Source organism: Janthinobacterium sp. BJB426, assembly GCF_002735705.1.
GTDB lineage: Bacteria > Pseudomonadota > Gammaproteobacteria > Burkholderiales > Burkholderiaceae_D > Janthinobacterium.
In genome coordinates this window covers 210,640-228,343 of record NZ_PDZL01000005.1, presented here as the reverse complement: position 1 = coordinate 228,343, position 17,704 = coordinate 210,640, and the positions used below count along the sequence as shown (strand labels likewise).

The 17,704-nt window shown below is 65.6% G+C and carries 14 protein-coding genes; 2 read left to right on the top strand and 12 right to left on the bottom strand.

Annotated features, from left to right (window positions below):
* Window positions 1-276: 276 nt before the first annotated feature.
* On the top strand, window positions 277-2,091 hold the full coding sequence (locus CSQ93_RS10985) for a putative bifunctional diguanylate cyclase/phosphodiesterase (RefSeq protein ID WP_199534350.1): 1,815 nt from the start codon (window positions 277-279) through the stop codon (window positions 2,089-2,091).
* Here the strand turns inward: CSQ93_RS10985 and CSQ93_RS10980 are convergent.
* From CSQ93_RS10980 to CSQ93_RS10930, 10 genes are all read right to left on the bottom strand, one after another.
* Entirely contained in the window at window positions 2,082-4,529 is a 2,448-nt protein-coding gene (locus CSQ93_RS10980) for a TonB-dependent siderophore receptor (protein ID WP_099378064.1), read from the bottom strand. The genes CSQ93_RS10985 and CSQ93_RS10980 overlap by 10 nt on opposite strands.
* Window positions 4,530-4,607: 78 nt before the next feature.
* Entirely contained in the window at window positions 4,608-5,561 is a 954-nt protein-coding gene (locus CSQ93_RS10975) for a FecR domain-containing protein (protein ID WP_099378063.1), read from the bottom strand.
* On the bottom strand, window positions 5,558-6,085 hold the full coding sequence (locus CSQ93_RS10970; RefSeq protein WP_099378062.1) for a sigma-70 family RNA polymerase sigma factor: 528 nt from the start codon (window positions 6,083-6,085) through the stop codon (window positions 5,558-5,560). Before CSQ93_RS10970 ends, CSQ93_RS10975 begins: the two co-directional genes overlap by 4 nt.
* A gap of 5 nt (window positions 6,086-6,090) precedes the next feature.
* The gene (locus tag CSQ93_RS10965) at window positions 6,091-6,444 is read right to left on the bottom strand and encodes a DUF3325 domain-containing protein (RefSeq protein ID WP_099378061.1); all 354 of its coding nucleotides are present in this window, start codon (window positions 6,442-6,444) and stop codon (window positions 6,091-6,093) included.
* Window positions 6,444-8,066 (bottom strand): PepSY-associated TM helix domain-containing protein, encoded by a 1,623-nt coding sequence (locus CSQ93_RS10960; protein ID WP_099378060.1) that lies wholly within the window; start codon window positions 8,064-8,066, stop codon window positions 6,444-6,446. Before CSQ93_RS10960 ends, CSQ93_RS10965 begins: the two co-directional genes overlap by 1 nt.
* Complete coding sequence (locus tag CSQ93_RS10955; protein WP_099378059.1) at window positions 8,063-8,398, bottom strand: DUF3649 domain-containing protein; 336 nt, start codon at window positions 8,396-8,398, stop codon at window positions 8,063-8,065. The genes CSQ93_RS10960 and CSQ93_RS10955 overlap by 4 nt, the downstream gene beginning before the upstream one ends.
* Before the next feature lie 2 nt (window positions 8,399-8,400).
* Window positions 8,401-9,147, bottom strand: a complete 747-nt coding sequence (locus tag CSQ93_RS10950) for a DUF4198 domain-containing protein (protein WP_099378058.1) — start codon at window positions 9,145-9,147, stop codon at window positions 8,401-8,403.
* Between the two features lie 376 nt (window positions 9,148-9,523).
* Window positions 9,524-11,920 (bottom strand): TonB-dependent siderophore receptor, encoded by a 2,397-nt coding sequence (locus CSQ93_RS10940; RefSeq protein WP_233516134.1) that lies wholly within the window; start codon window positions 11,918-11,920, stop codon window positions 9,524-9,526.
* A gap of 87 nt (window positions 11,921-12,007) precedes the next feature.
* The gene (locus CSQ93_RS10935) at window positions 12,008-13,114 is read right to left on the bottom strand and encodes a FecR family protein (protein ID WP_099378056.1); all 1,107 of its coding nucleotides are present in this window, start codon (window positions 13,112-13,114) and stop codon (window positions 12,008-12,010) included.
* Window positions 13,114-13,599, bottom strand: coding sequence for a sigma-70 family RNA polymerase sigma factor (locus tag CSQ93_RS10930; RefSeq protein ID WP_199534347.1), 486 nt, complete (start codon window positions 13,597-13,599; stop codon window positions 13,114-13,116). The genes CSQ93_RS10935 and CSQ93_RS10930 overlap by 1 nt, the downstream gene beginning before the upstream one ends.
* 168 nt (window positions 13,600-13,767) lie before the next feature.
* Here CSQ93_RS10930 and CSQ93_RS10925 point away from each other — a divergent pair, with 168 nt between their 5' ends.
* Window positions 13,768-15,399, top strand: a complete 1,632-nt coding sequence (locus tag CSQ93_RS10925) for an alpha-D-glucose phosphate-specific phosphoglucomutase (RefSeq protein WP_099378054.1) — start codon at window positions 13,768-13,770, stop codon at window positions 15,397-15,399.
* Window positions 15,400-15,450: 51 nt separating this feature from the next.
* Here the strand turns inward: CSQ93_RS10925 and CSQ93_RS10920 are convergent, their stop codons facing one another.
* Entirely contained in the window at window positions 15,451-16,989 is a 1,539-nt protein-coding gene (locus CSQ93_RS10920) for a POT-type proton-dependent oligopeptide transporter (RefSeq protein WP_199534363.1), read from the bottom strand.
* 118 nt (window positions 16,990-17,107) lie between these two features.
* Window positions 17,108-17,677 (bottom strand): GNAT family N-acetyltransferase, encoded by a 570-nt coding sequence (locus CSQ93_RS10915; protein WP_099378052.1) that lies wholly within the window; start codon window positions 17,675-17,677, stop codon window positions 17,108-17,110.
* Window positions 17,678-17,704 lie beyond the last annotated feature (27 nt).

Below are 17,704 nucleotides of genomic sequence, written 5' to 3'. Positions count from 1 at the left end.
GGACTCAGATGAATGGAGTGAATCTCAATAATGAGAATCATTCTCATTTTAGTGCGACGCAGCAATTGTTGCAATAATTGGTGAGATTGTCTGTGGGAGGATTGCAACAGTGATCACGCCTCGCCGTGATTGACACCAGTCAAGCGGCGCCCGATCAGGCAAATATCGCGCCGAAATTCTTATACTATTTCCTTTCCGCATGGTTCTGCGCCCGGCCGCATGGCGCGCGTTGCAAAGGAAAAGCATGTCTTCCATCTCTTGCCTGACGGGTGACGCATGATGGCGCTGCTGCTGGCGCTGTGCCTGACCCTCGCCGTGATGCTGAGCGTGCTGCTGGCCTGCCAGTGGCAGGCGGCGCGCACGTGGCGCTTGCGCCATACGACGGGCGTGGTGCTGCAGGCGGCGCAGGCGCAGCGCATGGCAGAGGCGCTGGCGCTGCTGCACGCATTGCCGGCGGCCGTCGTCGGCACCGACCACGCTGGCGTGGTGCGCTATCTGAATCCCCGCGCCAGCGCCATGGGCGGGCTGCTGGGCGACGATGGCCTGGGCCAGCCCGTGACGCAGCTGCTGCCCCTGTTCCATGACGGCACGCCCGTCGATGCGGCGCGCCAGGTGCGCGAGTGCGTGGCGCAGCAGGAAGTGCTGGAAGTGGCGCGCGGCGCCGTTCTGCTGCGCCACCTTGACGGCAAGCGCATCGACGTGCAGTACAGCTGCGCGCCGCTGGCGCAGGGCGGCGCGGTGCTGCTGCTGCACGATGTGTCGGCGCGCCGGCGCGCCGAGCAGCAGCTGGAATTCATCGCCCACCATGACGGTTTGACGGGTCTGCCGAACCGTTTGCATTTCCAGATCCGCTTCGAGCACGGCATCGCCTACGCGCGCCGCCACCAGGCCTTGCTGGCCGTGCTGTTTGTCGACATCGACCGCTTCAAATCCATTAACGACAGCCTGGGGCACGACGTGGGTGACCAGGTGCTGACGGAGTTCGCGCGCCGGGTGCAGCAGTGCGTGCGCAAGGTCGACACGGTGGCGCGCCAGGGCGGCGACGAATTCATCATCCTGCTGACGGAACTGCGCACGGCGCACGATGCCGAGCGGGTGGCCGAGAAAATCGTCGGCGCCATCGCCGCCCCCTTCGTCATTGGCGAATACAGCCTGTCGGTGGCGGCCAGCGTGGGCGTGGCCCTGTACCCGGACGACGACGACGACGTCAATGCGCTGATCGAAAAGGCCGACCTGGCCATGTATGCGGCCAAGCGCCACGCGCCCGGTACCTGCCTGCGCTACGCGCCGCGCATGCAGACGCAGTCGTATTCGCGCACCATCCTCGAGACGGCCTTGCGCCACGCGCTCGAACGCAACGAGTTCGCGTTGTATTACCAGCCGCGCATGGACTTGAGGACGCGCACGATCACGGGCGTGAAGGCACTGCTGCGCTGGAAGCACCCGGAGCTGGGCCTGATGATGCCGCTCGATTTCCTGCCGGTGCTGGAAGAAAGCGCCCTGATCCTGCCGGTGGGAGCGTGGGTGATGGCCACGGCGGTGGAACAGGCACGCAGATGGATTGCGCAGGGGCAGAGGCTGACGGTGTCCGTCAGCCTGTCGGCGCGCCAGTTCTACCAGCGCGATATCGCACGCAATTTCGGCGCCGCGCTGGAGGCGGCCGGCGTGCCGGGGCATTGCATCGAACTGGAAATCGCTGCCGGTATTCTGATCGACCGCAACCAGAACTGCGAACTGATACTGCGCCAGTTCCGCCAGCTGGGCATGGCGATCGCCATCAGCGATTTCGGCACGGGCGACGCTTCGCTCAACTACCTGAAACGCTTTCCCACGGATGCCGTCAAGATTGAAAAGTGTTTTGTCGACGACGTGGGCAAGCCGGGCGGCGACGGCGCCATGGTGCGCGCCATCGTGGCGATGGCGCGCACCTTGGGACTGCGCACCATCGCCGGCGGCGTGGAAAGCGGCGAGCAGCTGGAACTGCTGGCCGAGATGGGCTGCGACGAGGCGTTTGGCTACTATCTGGGCCGCGCCATGGCGCCCGAGGGCATCGAGGCGCTGCTCAAAAGCAGCGAAGCCGTTCAGAACTGATAGCGCAGCGACAGCATGGCGTTGCGCGGATCGCCGTAGTAGCCGCCCATGCCCGTCGAGTAGTAGCGCTTGTCGAAGACATTGTTGACGTTCAGGGTCGCCAGCAGTTGCTTGCTGACCTGGTACTGCGCCATGAGTCCCGCCACCGCATATGCCTTCTGCGCGAAGCGTTCGCCGTTCGGTCCGCGGTCGTCCGTGTAGATATCGCTCTGCCAGTTCACGCCGCCGCCCAGCACCAGGCCCGGCACACCTTGCGCCAGGCGCCAGGTGGTCCACAGCTTGGCCATGCTTTGCGGCTGGTTGGTCTGGATGCGTGCGCCGGCGGCATTGCGGATGCGGCTATAGGCATAGCTGGCCGTCAGTTGCCAGTCGGGGCGCAGCTGGCCCGACACTTCCGCCTCGAAGCCGCGCGTGGTGGCACCCTTGACCGTGTGGTAGGCGTAGGAGCCGCCGCCCGTGCCGATGATCCAGACATTACCCGGATCGGCTTCGGCCAGGTTTTCCTGCTTCAGCTGGAAGAGCGCGGCGCTGGTGGTGAGCTTGCCGCCGAAGAATTCGCCCTTCGCGCCCACTTCGTAGTTCTTGCCCTCCAGCGGCGCCAGGAAGTGGCTGTTGACGTCGCGCTGGCTTTGCGGCGTGAAGATGCTGGTGTAGCTGGCATAGGCCGACCAGTGCCGGCCCAGGTCGTAGACCAGGCCCGCATATGGCGTGATCTTGCCGTTTTCGCGCATGGCGTCATACAGGTCCGTGCCGTTGAAAAAATCGCTGCGAATGTCGCGCTTCCAGTACGACAGGCGCGCGCCAAAAATCACCGACAGCGCGTCCGTCGGGCGCAGGCGCAAGGTCGAATACAGGCCGCTTTCGCGCTCCTTGTCGTACGAGCTGCCCCGGCGCGTGCCGCTGTAGTCGGGCACCGGCATGGCGCCGTTCCAGGCGTGAATATCGGGCACCGTATGGTCATAGCCATCGAGGCGCCAGTTCGGATAGACGGGGCTATTCGTCTTGAGTTCCGAAGCGCTCACGCCCAGCACCAGTTCGTGCTGGCGGCCGAAGGCCTGGAACGGGCCACTGACATAGGCGTCGAGCGAGGTCTGTTGCGGCTTGCTGTGCCAGTTGGCCAGCCACAGCTTCATGCCGCCGCCCGTCACGCGGTCCGGGTAGCCGTCGCCGGAAAAGCCCTGCAAGGCGTCGTACTGGTTGCTGCTGCGGCTGACGGCCACCCTGGCGATCCAGTCATTGTCGAAATAATGGTCGAGCGTGGCGAACAGCATGCTCTGTTCGCGGTCATACGTGCTCCACGCCGCCGTGCCGTTCATCGAGCGGGGGAAATGCGTCTGCGAGCCGTCGGCGTAGAACATGGGAAATTCACGCCCCGCGCCTTTCAGCTTTTCCTGCTGGTAGTTGATGCCGGCGCCAAGCACCGTCGATGGCGTCAGGTCCGCTTCGACGATGGCGTACAGCACATCCTTTTTCTGCTGGTAGCGGTCGATGAACGAGCGCTGGTCTTCATGCGCTGCGACGAGGCGCGCACGCACCTTGCCGTCCGCCGTCAAGGGCGTCGAGACATCGCCTTCGATGCGGTAGCGGTCCCACGAACCGAGCTGCGCGCCGGCCGTGGCGGCAAAGCTGCGGCCCGGACGTTTGCGCACCAGGTTGACGGCGGCCGACGGGCTGCCCGTGCCGCTGATCAGGCCAGTGGCGCCGCGGATGATTTCGACGCGATCGTAGATGGCCATGTCGTAGGTGCGCGCTTCCAGGCTCTTGCTGGTCGGGATGCCGTCGAACATGTACGAGGTGACTTCGAAGCCGCGTGAAAACACCTGGTCGTATTCGCGCGTGCTCGAGGAATGGTCGACCGTGATGCCGGGCGCCTGCACCAGCACGTCCTGCAAGGTGCGCAAGCCCTGGTCCTCGATCTGCTGGCGCGTGATGACGCTGACGGCTTGCGGTGTTTCGCGCAGCGACAGGTTCAGGCGCGTGGCGCTGGTCAGGCCCGCGTAGCCGCGCTTGCCTTCCGTGGTGCCGTCGCGCAGGGCGCTGGAACTGACGGCCACTTCGCCCAAGGTCGCGGCAATCGGCGCGGCGGGCGATGCCGTGCCTGCCTTGCGCAGCACGTAGCTGCGTTCCCCGCTGGGCAGTGCGTCGAGGCCCGTGCCTGCCAGCAGGCGGGCCAGCGCCTGCGGCACCGTGTAGCTGCCACTCAAGCCCGGCGTGCGCACGCCTTGCAGCAGTTCGGCCGCCGCGCCCACGCTCACCTTGGCCTCGATGGCAAAGCCGGCGATGGCGGCGGACAGGTCGCCCGCCGGCACGTGGAAGGCCGTTTGCGCGGTGGCTGGCACGGTGGCATCGGCGGCCATGGCCGGCGCCTGCGACAGCGACAGCAGGATCACGGCGCTGCCGATGGCGCGCGCGAGGGGAGTCAAACGGGGTGGTTGCATGGTCTGGCCTTTCCGGTAAGTGTCGTTGTAATACCGTCAGGACAGGTCACGGCGAAAAAAAGGGCCAATTCTTAATCATTATTTTTTGCGGGCCGCGATGGTGACCCAGTACGAGGAGCGGTACAGCATGTCGACGGGCAGCATGCGCGCCAGACTGTCCAGCACGGCGTCCGTGTCGTCGAGCTGGAAGGCGCCCGTCAGGCGCAAGCCTGCCACTTGCGGTTCCACGCGCAGCAGGCCGGGGCGATAGCGTGACAGCTCGAAGGCGAAGGCATCGAGGCGCATGTCCTGCGCCGCCAGCATGCCGCGCGTCCACGCATCGGCTTGCAGCGGCGCCGGCGTGGGCAGGCCGGCGTGGCTGGCGTCGAAGCGGCTTTGCTGTCCCGCCATGAGCGTGCGGACGGTGGCCGACGGCGCGCGCGGCGTGATTTCCACCGCGTCTTCGAGTACAGTCACGCGGCTGCTGTCGTCGTCGACGCGCACGGTAAAGCGCGTGCCCAGGGCGCGGATGCGGCCATGGCAGGTGGCGACGATGAAAGGGCGGCTGCCTGCATGATCGGGGCGCGTCTGCACCAGCACTTCGCCGCGGCGCAGGGTCAGCAGCCGTTCACCGGCGCCATACGCCACATCGACGGCGCTGTCCGTGTTGAGTACCAGGATGCCGCCATCGGGCAAGGACACCTCGCGCCGCTGGCCCACGCCGCTGCGGTAATCGGCCAGCATCTCGTGGCGCACCAGCAGCCAGGCGGCGGGCGCCGCCATCAGCGCCAGCAGCACTTGCACGGCCACGCGGCGCTGCGGCCGGCGCAGCACGGGCACGGCCAGCTCCGGCGGCAGCAAATTCGCCGTCTGGCTCACCTGCTGCACCCTGTTCCAGGCGCGTGCATGTTCCGGGTGACGTGCGCGCCAGTGTGCGCTGGCGGCCAGGTCGTCCGACGTGGCTTGGCCCGACTGCTCCAGTAAATACCATTCGACGGCCTGGCGCGCCACCTTGCGCGACAGCGGCGGAGATGGCGAAGCGGCCGCGCTCATGCTGGCAAGTCCGGCGCCAGCAGCACGCATTCGGTCAGCGCCTCGGCCATGTAGCGCTTCACGGAGCGTTCGCCGATGCCCAGCTGCGCGGCGATGTCCGCATAGGCATGGCCTTCGATCTGCGCCAGGATGAAGACGGCGCGCACCTTCGGTTTCAGGCCGTCGAGCATGGCATCGACCGCTTGCAGCGCCTGCAGGATTTCTGCGCGCCGCTCGGTCGATGGCACATGCTGTTCGGGCAGGGCGGCCAGCGCGGCCAGCCACGCGCGTTCCAGCGACTGGCGCCGCAAGTGGTTGATCAGCAGATGCTTGGCGACGGTCGCCAGGTAAGCCTTGGGCGCGCGCAGGGCCGGCGTTTGCGGCTGCATGGGCGCGCCGGCCAGCAGGCGCGCGAAGGTGTCCTGCATCAGGTCGGCGGCCTCGGCGGCATTGCCCAGGCGCCGTTGCAGCCAGTGCACCAGCCAGCCGTGGTGTGCGCGGTAATGGCTTTCCAGCTGCGTGGACAGCAGGGGTGGCATGGCCATGATCGTTACCGTACTGCCAGCGCGACGGCGGCCAGCACGGATGCCACGCCAATGACGCGCGCCAGGCGCATGGCCTGGTGCGGCGCATACGGCAGCAGCCAGATCAGCAGCAAGCCGCAGCCCGTCAGGCTGCCGACCCAGTAGACGAGGCCGTAGCCGCCGCCGGCGATGTGCATGGCCCAGGCCAGGCCGGCCGCCAGCGCCAGCCAGCCGGACCACTGCAGGCGGCGGCGCAGCGGCGCGGGCGGTTCGGCGCCGCGTCCGTGCAGGTCGGCGTAATGGCGGTCCATCGCCAGGCACAGCGAGGACAGGCCCGCATAGCACAGCGCGAAGACGAGGAAATTGGCTAACAATTCCATCACGCGGCCTCCATCGTGGTTGCCGGCTTGGCCGGTGCTGCCTTGGCCGCCTTCACGGGCAGCGGTTTCAATTTGTACGCCGCATACGCAAGACCGAGGCCCAGCACCAGCACCACCAGGTCGAAAGCGGCTACCGCCACGGGGCCGCGGCCCAGGAACAGGGTCACGCCCAGGTGCGAATTGGTCGTGAAGACGTTCAGCACGGGCAGCGACGCCAGCAGGAAGGCGCCGGCGGCCAGCTGCATGCGCCACATGGCGCGCGAGGGGCGCAGCTGGGCGATGATGGCGGCCAGGGCCCAGGCGCCGAAGAAGCAGGCGATTTCCTCTTTTGGCCGGTCTTCCATCGTCACCGACAGCAGGCGGTTGGCCCAGAAGTAGGCGCCGAAGGCGATCGGAATGCCGGCGATGGCGCCGATGTTGAGCGCTTCGACCAGGCGCAGGCCGAAGCTGGCGCGCTTGCCGGCGGCCAGCGCCTTGGCTTGCTTCTGGCGCGTCTTGACGGCCCACAGCAGGGCGCCCGTGGCGACCATGGCGCAGCCGGCCAGACCGGACAGGAAGAACAGGGCGCGCAGCAGCGGGCCGCCGAAATGCGCGACGTGCAGTCCAACCATCACGCCTTGCGTGGCGGCCGCGCCGGGCTGTGCCTCGCCGTCGCTCGACAACAGCTTGCCGGACACGCCATCGAATTCCATCGACGGCTGCTTCGACGACATGTCGCGCCCACCGGCGCGCGTCAGCGAAATGGTGGCGTTGGCGTCGCCCGGGTGATTGACGGAGATGCGCTCGACCTTGCCGCCGCCCCAGTGCTGTTCCGCCTGGCGCACGAGGGGCGCCAGCGACGTCAGCGGCGCGGCCACGCCGGCCGGCTTGCTGTCGCCCGAGCGGCCGGGGAAGGCTTCGGCAAAGAAGGCATCCTGGTCGCCCTTGTAGGCGGCCGTGACGCCGGAAGGCATGTACAGGAACATCAGGGTGACGAGGCCCGTGTAGGTGATCATGATGTGGTAGGGCAGGGCCAGCACAGCCGTCACGTTATGCGCGTCCAGCCACGAGCGCTGGCCTTTTTTCGGCCGGAAGGTAAACAGGTCCTTGAAGATGCGCTTGTGCGTGACGATGCCGCTGATGATGGAAACGAACATGAACATGGCGCAGAAACCCACGATCCAGCGAGCCCAGATGGCCGGCATGTAGTGCAGGTCGAAATGCAGGCGGTAGAGGAATTCGCCGCCCCGCGTCTCGCGCGGCTTCGATAGCACCTCGCCCGTGGCCGGGTCGGCTTTTTCGCTATGAAAATTGCCGCGCCGTCCGCGTTTCTTTTCGCCGGGTTGCGCCGGTTTGCTCCAGCCCAGCTGGGTAGCGGGATTGCGCTCGCCGGGCAGGCTGATGAACCAGCGCGTGGCGCCCGTGGCCCGCTCTTCCATCGCTTGTTGCGCGACCTTGGCCGCCACTTCCGTCGACACCTGGCTGGCGGCGGCGCCGTGCAGTTCGGGCTGCATCCACAGGGTGATTTCATTGCGGTAGTAGCTGGCCGTGCCGGCGCAAAACACCAGCAGCAAGATCCAGCAGACGAGCAGGCCGGACCAGGTGTGCAGCCATGCCATCGACTGGCGGAAACCTTCTTTCATGCGAGACTCCAGGATAGTGCGTCCATCCACTGCAGGATGGCGGCGATGACGGCGGCCGGCATCAGAAGGCCCAGCCAGGCGCGCAGGGCGCTGCGCGTGGCGAAGACCCACATCACGGCGCAGGTATAGATGGCAAACGACAGCAGGGTGGCCGTCATGACGGCTTCGGAGCGGGCCATGGGCAGGCTCACCGACAGCAGCATGGTGACCAGCGCGGCCAGCACGTAGCCGCCAACGATGGCCGCGACGCTGCGCGAAGCCACGCCGAGGCGGTACACCGCGCCGGCGGAGAGCCGCAGGCGCGGCATTTTAATGATGGCTGGCGCTGGCATGGTCAGTCGTGATCCTTGCTCGGTGGCAGGGCCGGACCGGCCGGCAGCGGCGTCACGCCTTGCGGCTGCACCAGGCTCAGGGTCGTCACGAACATGGCCTTGTCATAGGCTTGCGTGCCGCGCTGACCAGCCGTCTTGTCCGTGTGCTGCACTTCCAGCACATAGGTGCCTTTCCATGGCAGCGGGAAGCTGACCAGGCCTTGCGCATCGCTCCACGCTTCCTTGCCCCAGCCCGATTGCACCACGGCGTTGACCTTGGCTTGCGCCAGCGGCTTGCCCTGGTAGCTGACCTGGAACTGGCCTGCTTTGCCGGTCGGCACGAGGTCCAGGGTCAGCGCGGGTGCTTGCGCCTTGCTATCGGCGACCAGGCGCGCGGCCGGGATCCACATGGTGCGCGTGGCCTTGCCATCCTTCTTCTCTTCCCACGACGGGTAGTTGTCTTCCTCGACGATGATGCTTTCGCCGGCACCCACCTTGCCATTCAGGATGAAGGCGCCGGCCGTCTTGCTCGCCTGCAGCGGTTGCGCGCCCTTGGCGGACACCCACGTCACGTTCTTGATGCTGAACTTGTCCAGCAGGCCGGGCGATGCTTCGCGCAGGTTGTCGCCGAATTCGCCGAAGTACACGCTGGCCGCCTTGCCGTCCTGCTGCAGCCAGATCTGGTGCGCACTGGCCGTGCCGGAAACGAGGGCCGCGCCCAGCAGGGCTGTGGCGAGGGCGCCGAGGCGCGCGATGGAAGTGAGGTGCATGGTGTATGCCTTAGTTTGTGGTGAGAAACGTGGTTGTCGCAGCGGTGCAACATACCGGAAAGTGGCGGCGGCAGCGCCGGCCAGCGAGCGTGCTCGCGCCATGAAACTACCTTTTTGCGTTATTGATACGGGAAGGCTTGCTTGGCAGGGATGCCTGGCTGGCGCAGCGTGTCATCCAGCTGCGCATCAGCCACGCCGTCCTGGCCGGTCGATGGCAGGCGGGAATGCGGGATGCGGACTCCGAACGGAATCCAAATGTGAATGAGAACTATTCTTATTATAGTGTGAGGTTGCGAGACATGCAAGAGTGCGATGTTGTAAACGAGCACGGCCACCGTACTGACGCGGTGGCCGTGCAAGCGCGCAAGCGCAGGCGTTACAGCTGGCCGCGCAGGGTCAGCATGGCATTGCGTGGTTCGCCATAGAAGTTGGAGCCATAGGCGGCCCACACGCGCGTGTAGTATTTTTTGTCGAACAGGTTGTTCACCGTCAGCGACAGCTCCAGCTTGGGACTGAGGCGGTAGCCAGCCTGCAAGCCCACCGTGGTGACGGGACCCTGCTCGAATTTCACGGGGCCGTTCAGGCGGTACATGCTGCTGACGCTGCGCAAGCCGCCGCCCACGCTGACTTTATCGAGCGCGCCGGCCAACCGGTAATTGGTCCACAGATTGAAATTATGGCGTGGCGCGATGAAGGTGTACAGCTGGGCCTTCTGCTCATCGCTGCCTTCGAGGGTGCGTGTGCTGGTGTAGGAGTAGCCGCTCGTGATGTTCCAGCCCGGCAGGGGGCTGCCGCTCAGCTCGGCTTCCACGCCCTGGTTGCGCATCTTGCCGGCGCCGATGGAAAACAGCGGGTTGGCCGGATCGGGCATGGCGCGGTTTTCGTCTTCCATGCGGAACAGGGCCGCATGCGCATTGACGTTCTTGTCGAACAGTTCCGCCTTCAATCCCAGCTCGAATTGCTGGCCCGTGCGCGGCTTCAGGGGCTGGCCAGCAGCGTCCGTGGTGATCTGGGGCGAGAAGATGCGCGTGTAGCTGCCGTAGGCCGAGACCTGCTTGTCGAGTTCATAGACCAGACCCGCGTACGGCGTGAATTTCGCATTGATGGTGTTGCTGACATCGGTGAACTGGTTGAAATAGGCATTGCGGTTGACGGTATGGTTGTTCCGGTGCGTCAGGCGCCCGCCCAGGTTGACGGCGAGCCGGTCCGTCGCTTGCAGGCGGGTGCGCGCGTACAGGCCGAACTGCTTGGTGCGATTGTCGTTGCCGTCAGTAAAAGTGTAGCTGGGCCGGGCGATATTGTTATCCGGATGGAAGATGTTGATCGGCGCAGTGTCGCCGCCACCATACTGGAAATTCTTGTGCACCTGGCGGTAGTCGGCGCCCACGATCAGGTCGTGGCTGCGGCCGAACGCCTGGAACGGCGTCGCCAGCCAGGCATCGAGTCCCTGCGTTTTCCAGTGGCTGCGGTAGGTCCAGCTGATCAGGCAGCTCTCGCCCGTGACAGGGTCTGCCGAACAATCGGGCCAGCCGAAATGGCGCGATGGTTCGTCCTGTTCGCGGTACAGGGCGGTCACCTTGAACTGGCCGCCGTTGTCCAGTTTGTGATCGAGTTCGGCAAAATATTCCGTAACTTTTTCCGTGATGTGGTTCCAGGCCGGGTCCAGGTACGTGGAGCGGGGCACGTCGAGCAGGCGCCCGTCTTCATAGGCGGGCAGGCCGAAGGCGGGACGGCCCTTGTATTCCTGATAGGTGACGCCGCCCGTCAGCACGGTGCCCGGCGCCACATCGACGGCAACGGTGCCGTACAGCAGCGGTTTTTCCGCATACACATGATCGACGAAGGAGCGCCGGTGTTCGTAGGCGGCCACCAGGCGGCCGCGCACCTTGCCGTCCGCGCTCAAGGGGCCCGTGACGTCCGCTTCCGCATAGTAGCGGTCCCAGGAACCTGCACTGAGCACGCCGCTGGCTGTGTAGGTGTCGCGCGCCCGCTTGCGCACCAGGTTGATGCTGCCGCCCGGGTCGCCCGCGCCCTGGAACAGGCCGTCCGGTCCGCGCAGCACTTCCACCCGGTCATAGATGGCCAGGCCGAAGCCGGCCGACAGGTCGTTGCCCGTGCTGGCCGGCGTCATTACGCCATCGACCTGTACCGAGTCCAGCGCATGGCCGCGCGAATAAAAATTGCCGTGGTTGCCGCCCGTGCTGCTCGCTTCGACGGTGATGCCCGTCACGCCGCGCATGGCGTCGTCCAGGTTCAGCAAATTCTGGTCGTTCAGTTGCTGGCGCGTCAGTACGGAGACGGACTGGGGAATCTCGCGCAGGCTTTGCCGGCCCTTGCCGATGCTCACTGCCTGTGCCGCATACGACTTCGTCAGCTCGGTATCCGTCGTCGCCTCCTGGCGCGCGCTGACGGTGATTTCCGCCAGGGTCGCCACCTTGCCCGTGGTGGCGGGCGCCGGGCGGATGATGACGCTGTTGCCGTCGATGGCAGCTGCCAGGCCGCTGCCGGCCAGCAGGCGTTCCAGGCTGTCGGCCACGCTGAGCGTGCCGCTGACGGCGGGTGCCGTCTTGCCGGCCACCAGTTCCGGTGCAAACAGCAGTTGCAAATTGGCTTGCCGCGCCAGCTCATTCAGGGCTTGCCCCAGAGGCTGGGCGGCGATGGACAGTGTGACGGCGGGCGCCGTTTGCGCGTGGGCGAGGGAAATGGTACCCAGGGCCAGCATGGCGGCCAGGGCGAAGGGGGCGGGTGTCAGATTGAGGCGGGGGGACCACATGTTGCATTTCTCCAGGTTAATTTATTGTCGATTAACTTGGTAGACGCGGCAGCGGGCAAAACCCTCACCTGCGAATGCGAACTATTTTCATTTATTTTTTGGGAGTTGCATGGCCGGTGCCTGCGCAGCGGCTTTCGGCGCCATGCCGATGGTGCTGACGGTGCCGCTGCGCACGACTTGTACGGGCAAGAGTTGCGGCAAGGCGGCGGCGAAGCGGTCGAGCTGGGTCAGGCTGAAGCTGCCGCCGATGCGCAACCGCGCGACGGCGGGATCGCGCACGACGAAGCCCGTGTCGCCATAGCGCTCGAATTCGGCCAGTGCCGCGCCCAGCGGTACATTGTCGAAGGTGATTCTGCCGTTGCGCCATGGCGCCACGCTGCCCGGGGCCAGGCTGGCGACGGCGGACAGGCGGCCGCTGGCATCGCTGCTGACGCCCTGGCCGGCCCGCAGGTCGACCAGCTCTTGTCCTGCGCCCGCCACGCGCACCTGGCCATGCTGCACGGCCACGCGCAGCTGGCCGTCGTGCGCCAGCGTGTTACGCACGGAAAATTGCGTGCCCACCACCGTCACTGTCAAGGGGCCGCTGAGCACGTCGAACGCTTGTCCTTGTTTCGATTGCACCTGGAACAGCGCTTCGCCGTGCGCCAGGCGCACTTCGCGCCGCTGGCGGTACAGGGTGACGTGCAATTGCGTGGCTGTATCGAGCTGCACCTGGCTGCCGTCGGGGAGCGAGACGGCCAGGCGCTGGCCGCGCGTGGTGGCATACGACTGGCTGAACGTGGGTTGTTGCCACCACTGGTAGGCGCCCGCGCCCACGCCGAGCAGCAGCATGGCGGCCGCCGCATACGGCAGCATGCGCAGGGAGCGCAGAAGCGGGCGGCGGAGAAATGGCGCTGGCGCTGCCTGGGGCACGGCCCAGCGCGCGGCGACCTGCGCGGGAATCCGGCGCGCCGTGCGGTGGGTCTGTTGCAGCTGCGCATATGCTTGCGCGTGCAGCGCATCGGCCGCCAGCCAGGCGGCAAACTCGGCCTGTTGCTGCGCATCGAAGTTGCCGCGCCGGCTGAACCAGGTGGCGGCAGCCAATGCCACGCCGTCTTGCGTGGCGGCAAAGTCGGCGTACTCGCGCAAGTCCGCCTGCTCCTGGGCGGAGGGGCCGAAATCATGGCGGGTCGGGTGGGCGGTCATGGACGGCATTATGCGCATTCCCGCAGAGAACGCAACTGCGCCTGGCAACTGAGCATGCCGCGCGCGATATGTTTTTCCACCATGCTCACGGAAATGCCCATGCGCGCGGCGATTTGCGCGTGCGGCAATTCCTCGAAGACGTGCAGCACGAAGGCGTCGCGGCAGCGGGGCGGCAAGGCGTCGATGGCGGCCACGCAGGCTTGCCAGTCCTGGCTGCTTTCGAGCGCCTGTTCCGGCTGCAAATGACGGGGCCCTGCCGGATGCGCGGCCTCCGGCAGGGCGTCGAGTTCCTCGTGCTGGCGCACGGCGGCGCGGCGGTGCTGGTCGACCAGCAGGTTGCGCGCCGTGTGGTACAGCAGCGCGCGCGGTTCGCGCACGGCCGCCTCGCCCAGCACGCGCGCATAGCTTTCCTGCACCAGGTCGGCCGCAGCCTCGCGGTTGCGCAAGCTGCGCCAGCAAAAGTTCAACAGTTCTTGGTAATAGCGTGCAACCACGGCGTCCGATGTATGAGTCCGCAGCCAGGAATGCCGCATATGAGAATGATTCTCATTATATGGCATGCCGCGATGTCGTGTTAAGCGGCTTGGCGCACCGTGGCAGACGTACAACGCTTTGCCGCTTGCCTGGCCTGCGTTACCATCGGAAATTGATAGGGAGGCAAGATGACTATTCAAATCATCAATACGGCACCGATGGCCGGCCAGCGGCCTGGCACCTCGGGCTTGCGCAAGAAGGTGGCTGTCTTCAGCGCACCGCAATACCTGGAAAACTTCGTGCAGAGCGTTTTTGACACGCTGGGCGACTGCCGCGGCCAGACCCTGGTGCTGGGCGGCGACGGACGTTACTACAACCGCGCGGCCATCCAGACGGTGCTGCGCATGGCGGCCGCGCATGGCTACGCGCGCGTACTGCTGGGGCAGGGCGGCATTTTGTCGACGCCGGCCGTCAGCTGCGTGATCCGCAAGCATGGCGCCAGCGGCGGCCTCATCCTGTCGGCCAGCCATAATCCGGGCGGCCCCGATGGCGATTTCGGCATCAAGTACAACATCGCCAATGGCGGCCCGGCACCTGAAAAGGTCACCGAGGCCATGTTTGCGCGCACGCAAACGATCACCGAATACCGCATCAGCGACGCTGCCGACATCGACCTCGACACCCTGGGAGTGGCGCGCATCGAGCAGATGACGGTCGAAGTGATCGATCCGGTGCTTGATTACGCGGAACTGATGCAGCAGCTGTTCGACTTCGACGCCATCCGCGCCCTGTTCGCGGGCGGCCTGCGCATCTGCTTTGACGGCATGCACGCCGTTTCCGGCCCTTATGCGATGGCCATCCTGGAAGGCATGCTGGGCGCGCCTAAGGGCAGCGTCATCAACGGTGTTCCCCTCGAAGACTTCGGCGGCGGCCATCCGGACCCGAACCCCGTCAACGCGCAGGAATTGATTACGCGCATGGCCAGCGACGATGCCCCGGACTTCGGCGCCGCCTCGGACGGCGACGGCGACCGCAACATGATTGTCGGCCGGCGCTTCGACGTGACGCCCTCGGACAGCCTGGCCATCCTGGCCGCCAACGCCACGGTGGCGCCCGGCTACCGCGACGGTTTGACGGGCATCGCCCGCTCCATGCCCACGTCGGGCGCGGCCGACCGGGTCGCTAGCGCGCTGGGCATACCGTGCCACGAGACGCCGACGGGCTGGAAGTTCTTCGGCACCCTGCTCGACGCCGGCATGGCCACCTTGTGCGGCGAAGAAAGTTACGGCACGGGCTCGAACCACGTGCGCGAAAAGGATGGCCTGTGGGCCGTGCTGTTCTGGCTCAACCTGCTGGCAGCGAAAAAACAATCGGTGGAAGAGATCGTGCGCGCGCACTGGGCGGAATATGGCCGCAACTATTACTCGCGCCACGATTACGAAGACATCGACAGCGCCGGCGCGGCGCAGCTGATGGAGGCCGTGCGCGGCCAGCTGGCCGCCTTGCCTGGCCAGGCAGCCAATGGCTACACGGTGGCGCTGGCCGACGATTTCAGCTACACGGACCCTGTCGACGGCTCCGTGGCGACGCAGCAGGGCATCCGCATCATCATGACGGACGGCGCGCGCATCGTGCTGCGCCTGTCCGGCACGGGCACCGAAGGCGCCACCCTGCGCCTGTACCTGGAGCGCTACGAAGCCGATCCGGCCCGGCACGCCATCCCGACCCAGGAAGCGCTGGCGGGGCTGATTGCCGTGGCCGGGCAGCTGGCGCAGATCCGTGAGCGCACGGGGCGCGATGGGCCGACGGTGACGACGTAAAAAAAGGGCGCCCGAGGGCGCCCTTCTTGATTGCGGCAGATCAAACTGGCATCATGCTTTCGCCGGGATCACCGCCTGGCGGTAGTTGTCCACCATCTTGTAGCGCTTCGCATACAGGCCGAAGGCCAGCATGGCCACGGCGGCGAAGGCGGCGAAGAAGAACATCTGGAAGGCTGTCACGCTGATGCCGCTTTCGGCGATCTTGCCGATCACGCCTTCGTTCATGACGCTGCGGTTGACGATCAGCACCCACAGGTTGCCCACCGTGGTCGACAGATTCCAGAAGCTCATGATGGCGCCCTTCATCGACACGGGCGCCTGGCTGTAGGCAAACTCCAGTCCCGTCGCCGAGACCAGCACTTCGCCGAACGTCAGCAGGGCGTATGGCAGGATCTGCCACATGATGGAGACGGCATTGCCGCTGTCGAGGGCCAGTTGCAGCAGACCGATGACGATCCACGCCAGCGAGGAAAAGCCGATACCGGCCGTCATGCGGCGCAGGGCCGTCGCTTCCAGGCCGAAGCGGTTCAGCATCGGGTACAGCACCAGGTTGTTGAACGGGATCAGCAACATCACCAGCATCGGGTTCAGCGCCTGCATCTGCGCCGGCAGGAACCAGCTTGGTTTTTCCATGGTGTTCGCTTGCACGATCCACGTCGATGCCTTCTGGTCGAACAGCGAGAAGAAGGGCGTGACGAGGGCGAAGATGACGAGGATGCGCAGTACGGCGCGCACGCCTTCGACGGCTTCGTCGGGGTGGATGCCGCGTGCGCGTTCCAGCTGCATGGCCGTGCCGATGCTGCCGAAGGCCAGCAGCAATACCAGCGCGGTACACGCCGCAATCACGAAGCCCCATTCGGGAATGCTGTAGAACGCATACAGGGCGCCGATGACGCCGACGTAGGCCACGTACAGGCCGGGACGCGAACCGCCATCGACGCGGGCCAGCAGGGCCGTGCGGGCCACGCGGGTGAACGAATCGGGATTCGGTGGCGCCGGCGGCACATGCACGTATTTTTTGGCGCCCATCCAGAAGACGATGGTGGCGGCCAGCATCATGATGCCGGGGATGCCGAAGGCGATCGACGGACCGTAGTCGCGCAGGAACATCGGCATCAGCAGCGACGCGAAGAAGGAGCCGAAGTTGATGATCCAGTAGAACAGGTCGAATACCAGCTTGGCCTTGTGCTTGTTGGTCTGGTCGAACTGGTCGCCGACAAACGAAGCCACCAGCGGCTTGATGCCGCCGGAACCGAAGGCGATCAGGAACAGGCCGAAATAGAAGCCGTTGACGCTGTTTTCAAACAGGGCCAGGCAGGCATGGCCGGCGCAATACACGAGGCTGAGCCAGAAGATGGTGTTGTACTTGCCGAAGAAACGGTCGGCCAGCCAGCCGCCCAGCAGCGGGAAGAAATACACGCCGATGACGAAGGTGTGGAACACGTGCTTGGCTTCGCCCGTGCGCTGGTCGATCGGGATCATCAGCAGCAAGGTGCTGATGAGGAATGGCGTCAGGATGTTGCGCATGCCATAAAAGCTGAAGCGTTCGCAGCCTTCGTTGGCGATGATGTACGGTATTTGCCGCGGCATTTTGCCCGTGGCGGTTTGTGTCTCGGCCGATGACATTGGCTCTCCCCCAAGTTTTTTTTGTAAGCCGCGATGCTAAGGCCTGCCGCGTTTGCTTGCAACAGAAAAAACGGCCTGTCCGCTATTTCGCAGGGATTTGTAAGGTATTGATTTTCATAAAGACATTACTTTCGGCACTTGCACTGGCACTTGCACGAACCGGGCGGGGCAGCAACAGCTGCATATGCAGCATGCCATCCGCTGCGGGACAGTCCTCCAGGGTAAAGCCGCAGTCCAGGTACAGGGTCAATGCGGCGTGGTTGTCCTGCGCCACGGCCAGGCGCACGCGGGCCAGTTCGGGCACGCTGCAGGCGTGTGCAATGGCCGCCTGCACCAGTTGCCGTCCCGCGCCACACCCGCGCGCCTGCGGCGCCACGTACACGCTCCACAGACTGGCCTTGTCATGCACGACGGCAATCGGCTCGCGGCGCAGGCCGGCCATGGCGATCAATTGTTCTTCATTGAAAGCGCCAAATATTATTTGGTGGGAAGTGGCGTGCAAGCGCTGGGCTATCTGTGCCAGCGGCAAGCCGCTTTCCGCCGCATGCGTGGTGCAGAAGGCGGTGGGCAGTTCGGCGATGCCTGCCAGGCGCAGCGCGCGGTAGGCGCTGGCGTCGTCTGGCGTGAGGGGGCGGATAGTGATGGCGGGCATGTGGGCGAGTATCGGGCGTTGATGCCA

Excerpts from the sequence above, each read along its gene's own strand:
- CSQ93_RS10940 (WP_233516134.1), bottom strand. The coding sequence starts at position 11,920 with ATGTGGTCCCCCCGCCTCAATCTGACACCCGCCCCCTTCGCCCTGGCC.
- CSQ93_RS10980 (WP_099378064.1), bottom strand. The coding sequence starts at position 4,529 with ATGCAACCACCCCGTTTGACTCCCCTCGCGCGCGCCATCGGCAGCGCC.
- CSQ93_RS10985 (WP_199534350.1), top strand. The coding sequence starts at position 277 with ATGATGGCGCTGCTGCTGGCGCTGTGCCTGACCCTCGCCGTGATGCTG.
- CSQ93_RS10960 (WP_099378060.1), bottom strand. The coding sequence starts at position 8,066 with ATGAAAGAAGGTTTCCGCCAGTCGATGGCATGGCTGCACACCTGGTCC.
- CSQ93_RS10925 (WP_099378054.1), top strand. The coding sequence starts at position 13,768 with ATGACTATTCAAATCATCAATACGGCACCGATGGCCGGCCAGCGGCCT.
- CSQ93_RS10920 (WP_199534363.1), bottom strand. The coding sequence starts at position 16,989 with ATGCCGCGGCAAATACCGTACATCATCGCCAACGAAGGCTGCGAACGC.
- CSQ93_RS10965 (WP_099378061.1), bottom strand. The coding sequence starts at position 6,444 with ATGGAATTGTTAGCCAATTTCCTCGTCTTCGCGCTGTGCTATGCGGGC.
- CSQ93_RS10970 (WP_099378062.1), bottom strand. The coding sequence starts at position 6,085 with ATGGCCATGCCACCCCTGCTGTCCACGCAGCTGGAAAGCCATTACCGC.
- CSQ93_RS10950 (WP_099378058.1), bottom strand. The coding sequence starts at position 9,147 with ATGCACCTCACTTCCATCGCGCGCCTCGGCGCCCTCGCCACAGCCCTG.
- CSQ93_RS10935 (WP_099378056.1), bottom strand. The coding sequence starts at position 13,114 with ATGCCGTCCATGACCGCCCACCCGACCCGCCATGATTTCGGCCCCTCC.
- CSQ93_RS10975 (WP_099378063.1), bottom strand. The coding sequence starts at position 5,561 with ATGAGCGCGGCCGCTTCGCCATCTCCGCCGCTGTCGCGCAAGGTGGCG.
- CSQ93_RS10955 (WP_099378059.1), bottom strand. The coding sequence starts at position 8,398 with ATGCCAGCGCCAGCCATCATTAAAATGCCGCGCCTGCGGCTCTCCGCC.
- CSQ93_RS10915 (WP_099378052.1), bottom strand. The coding sequence starts at position 17,677 with ATGCCCGCCATCACTATCCGCCCCCTCACGCCAGACGACGCCAGCGCC.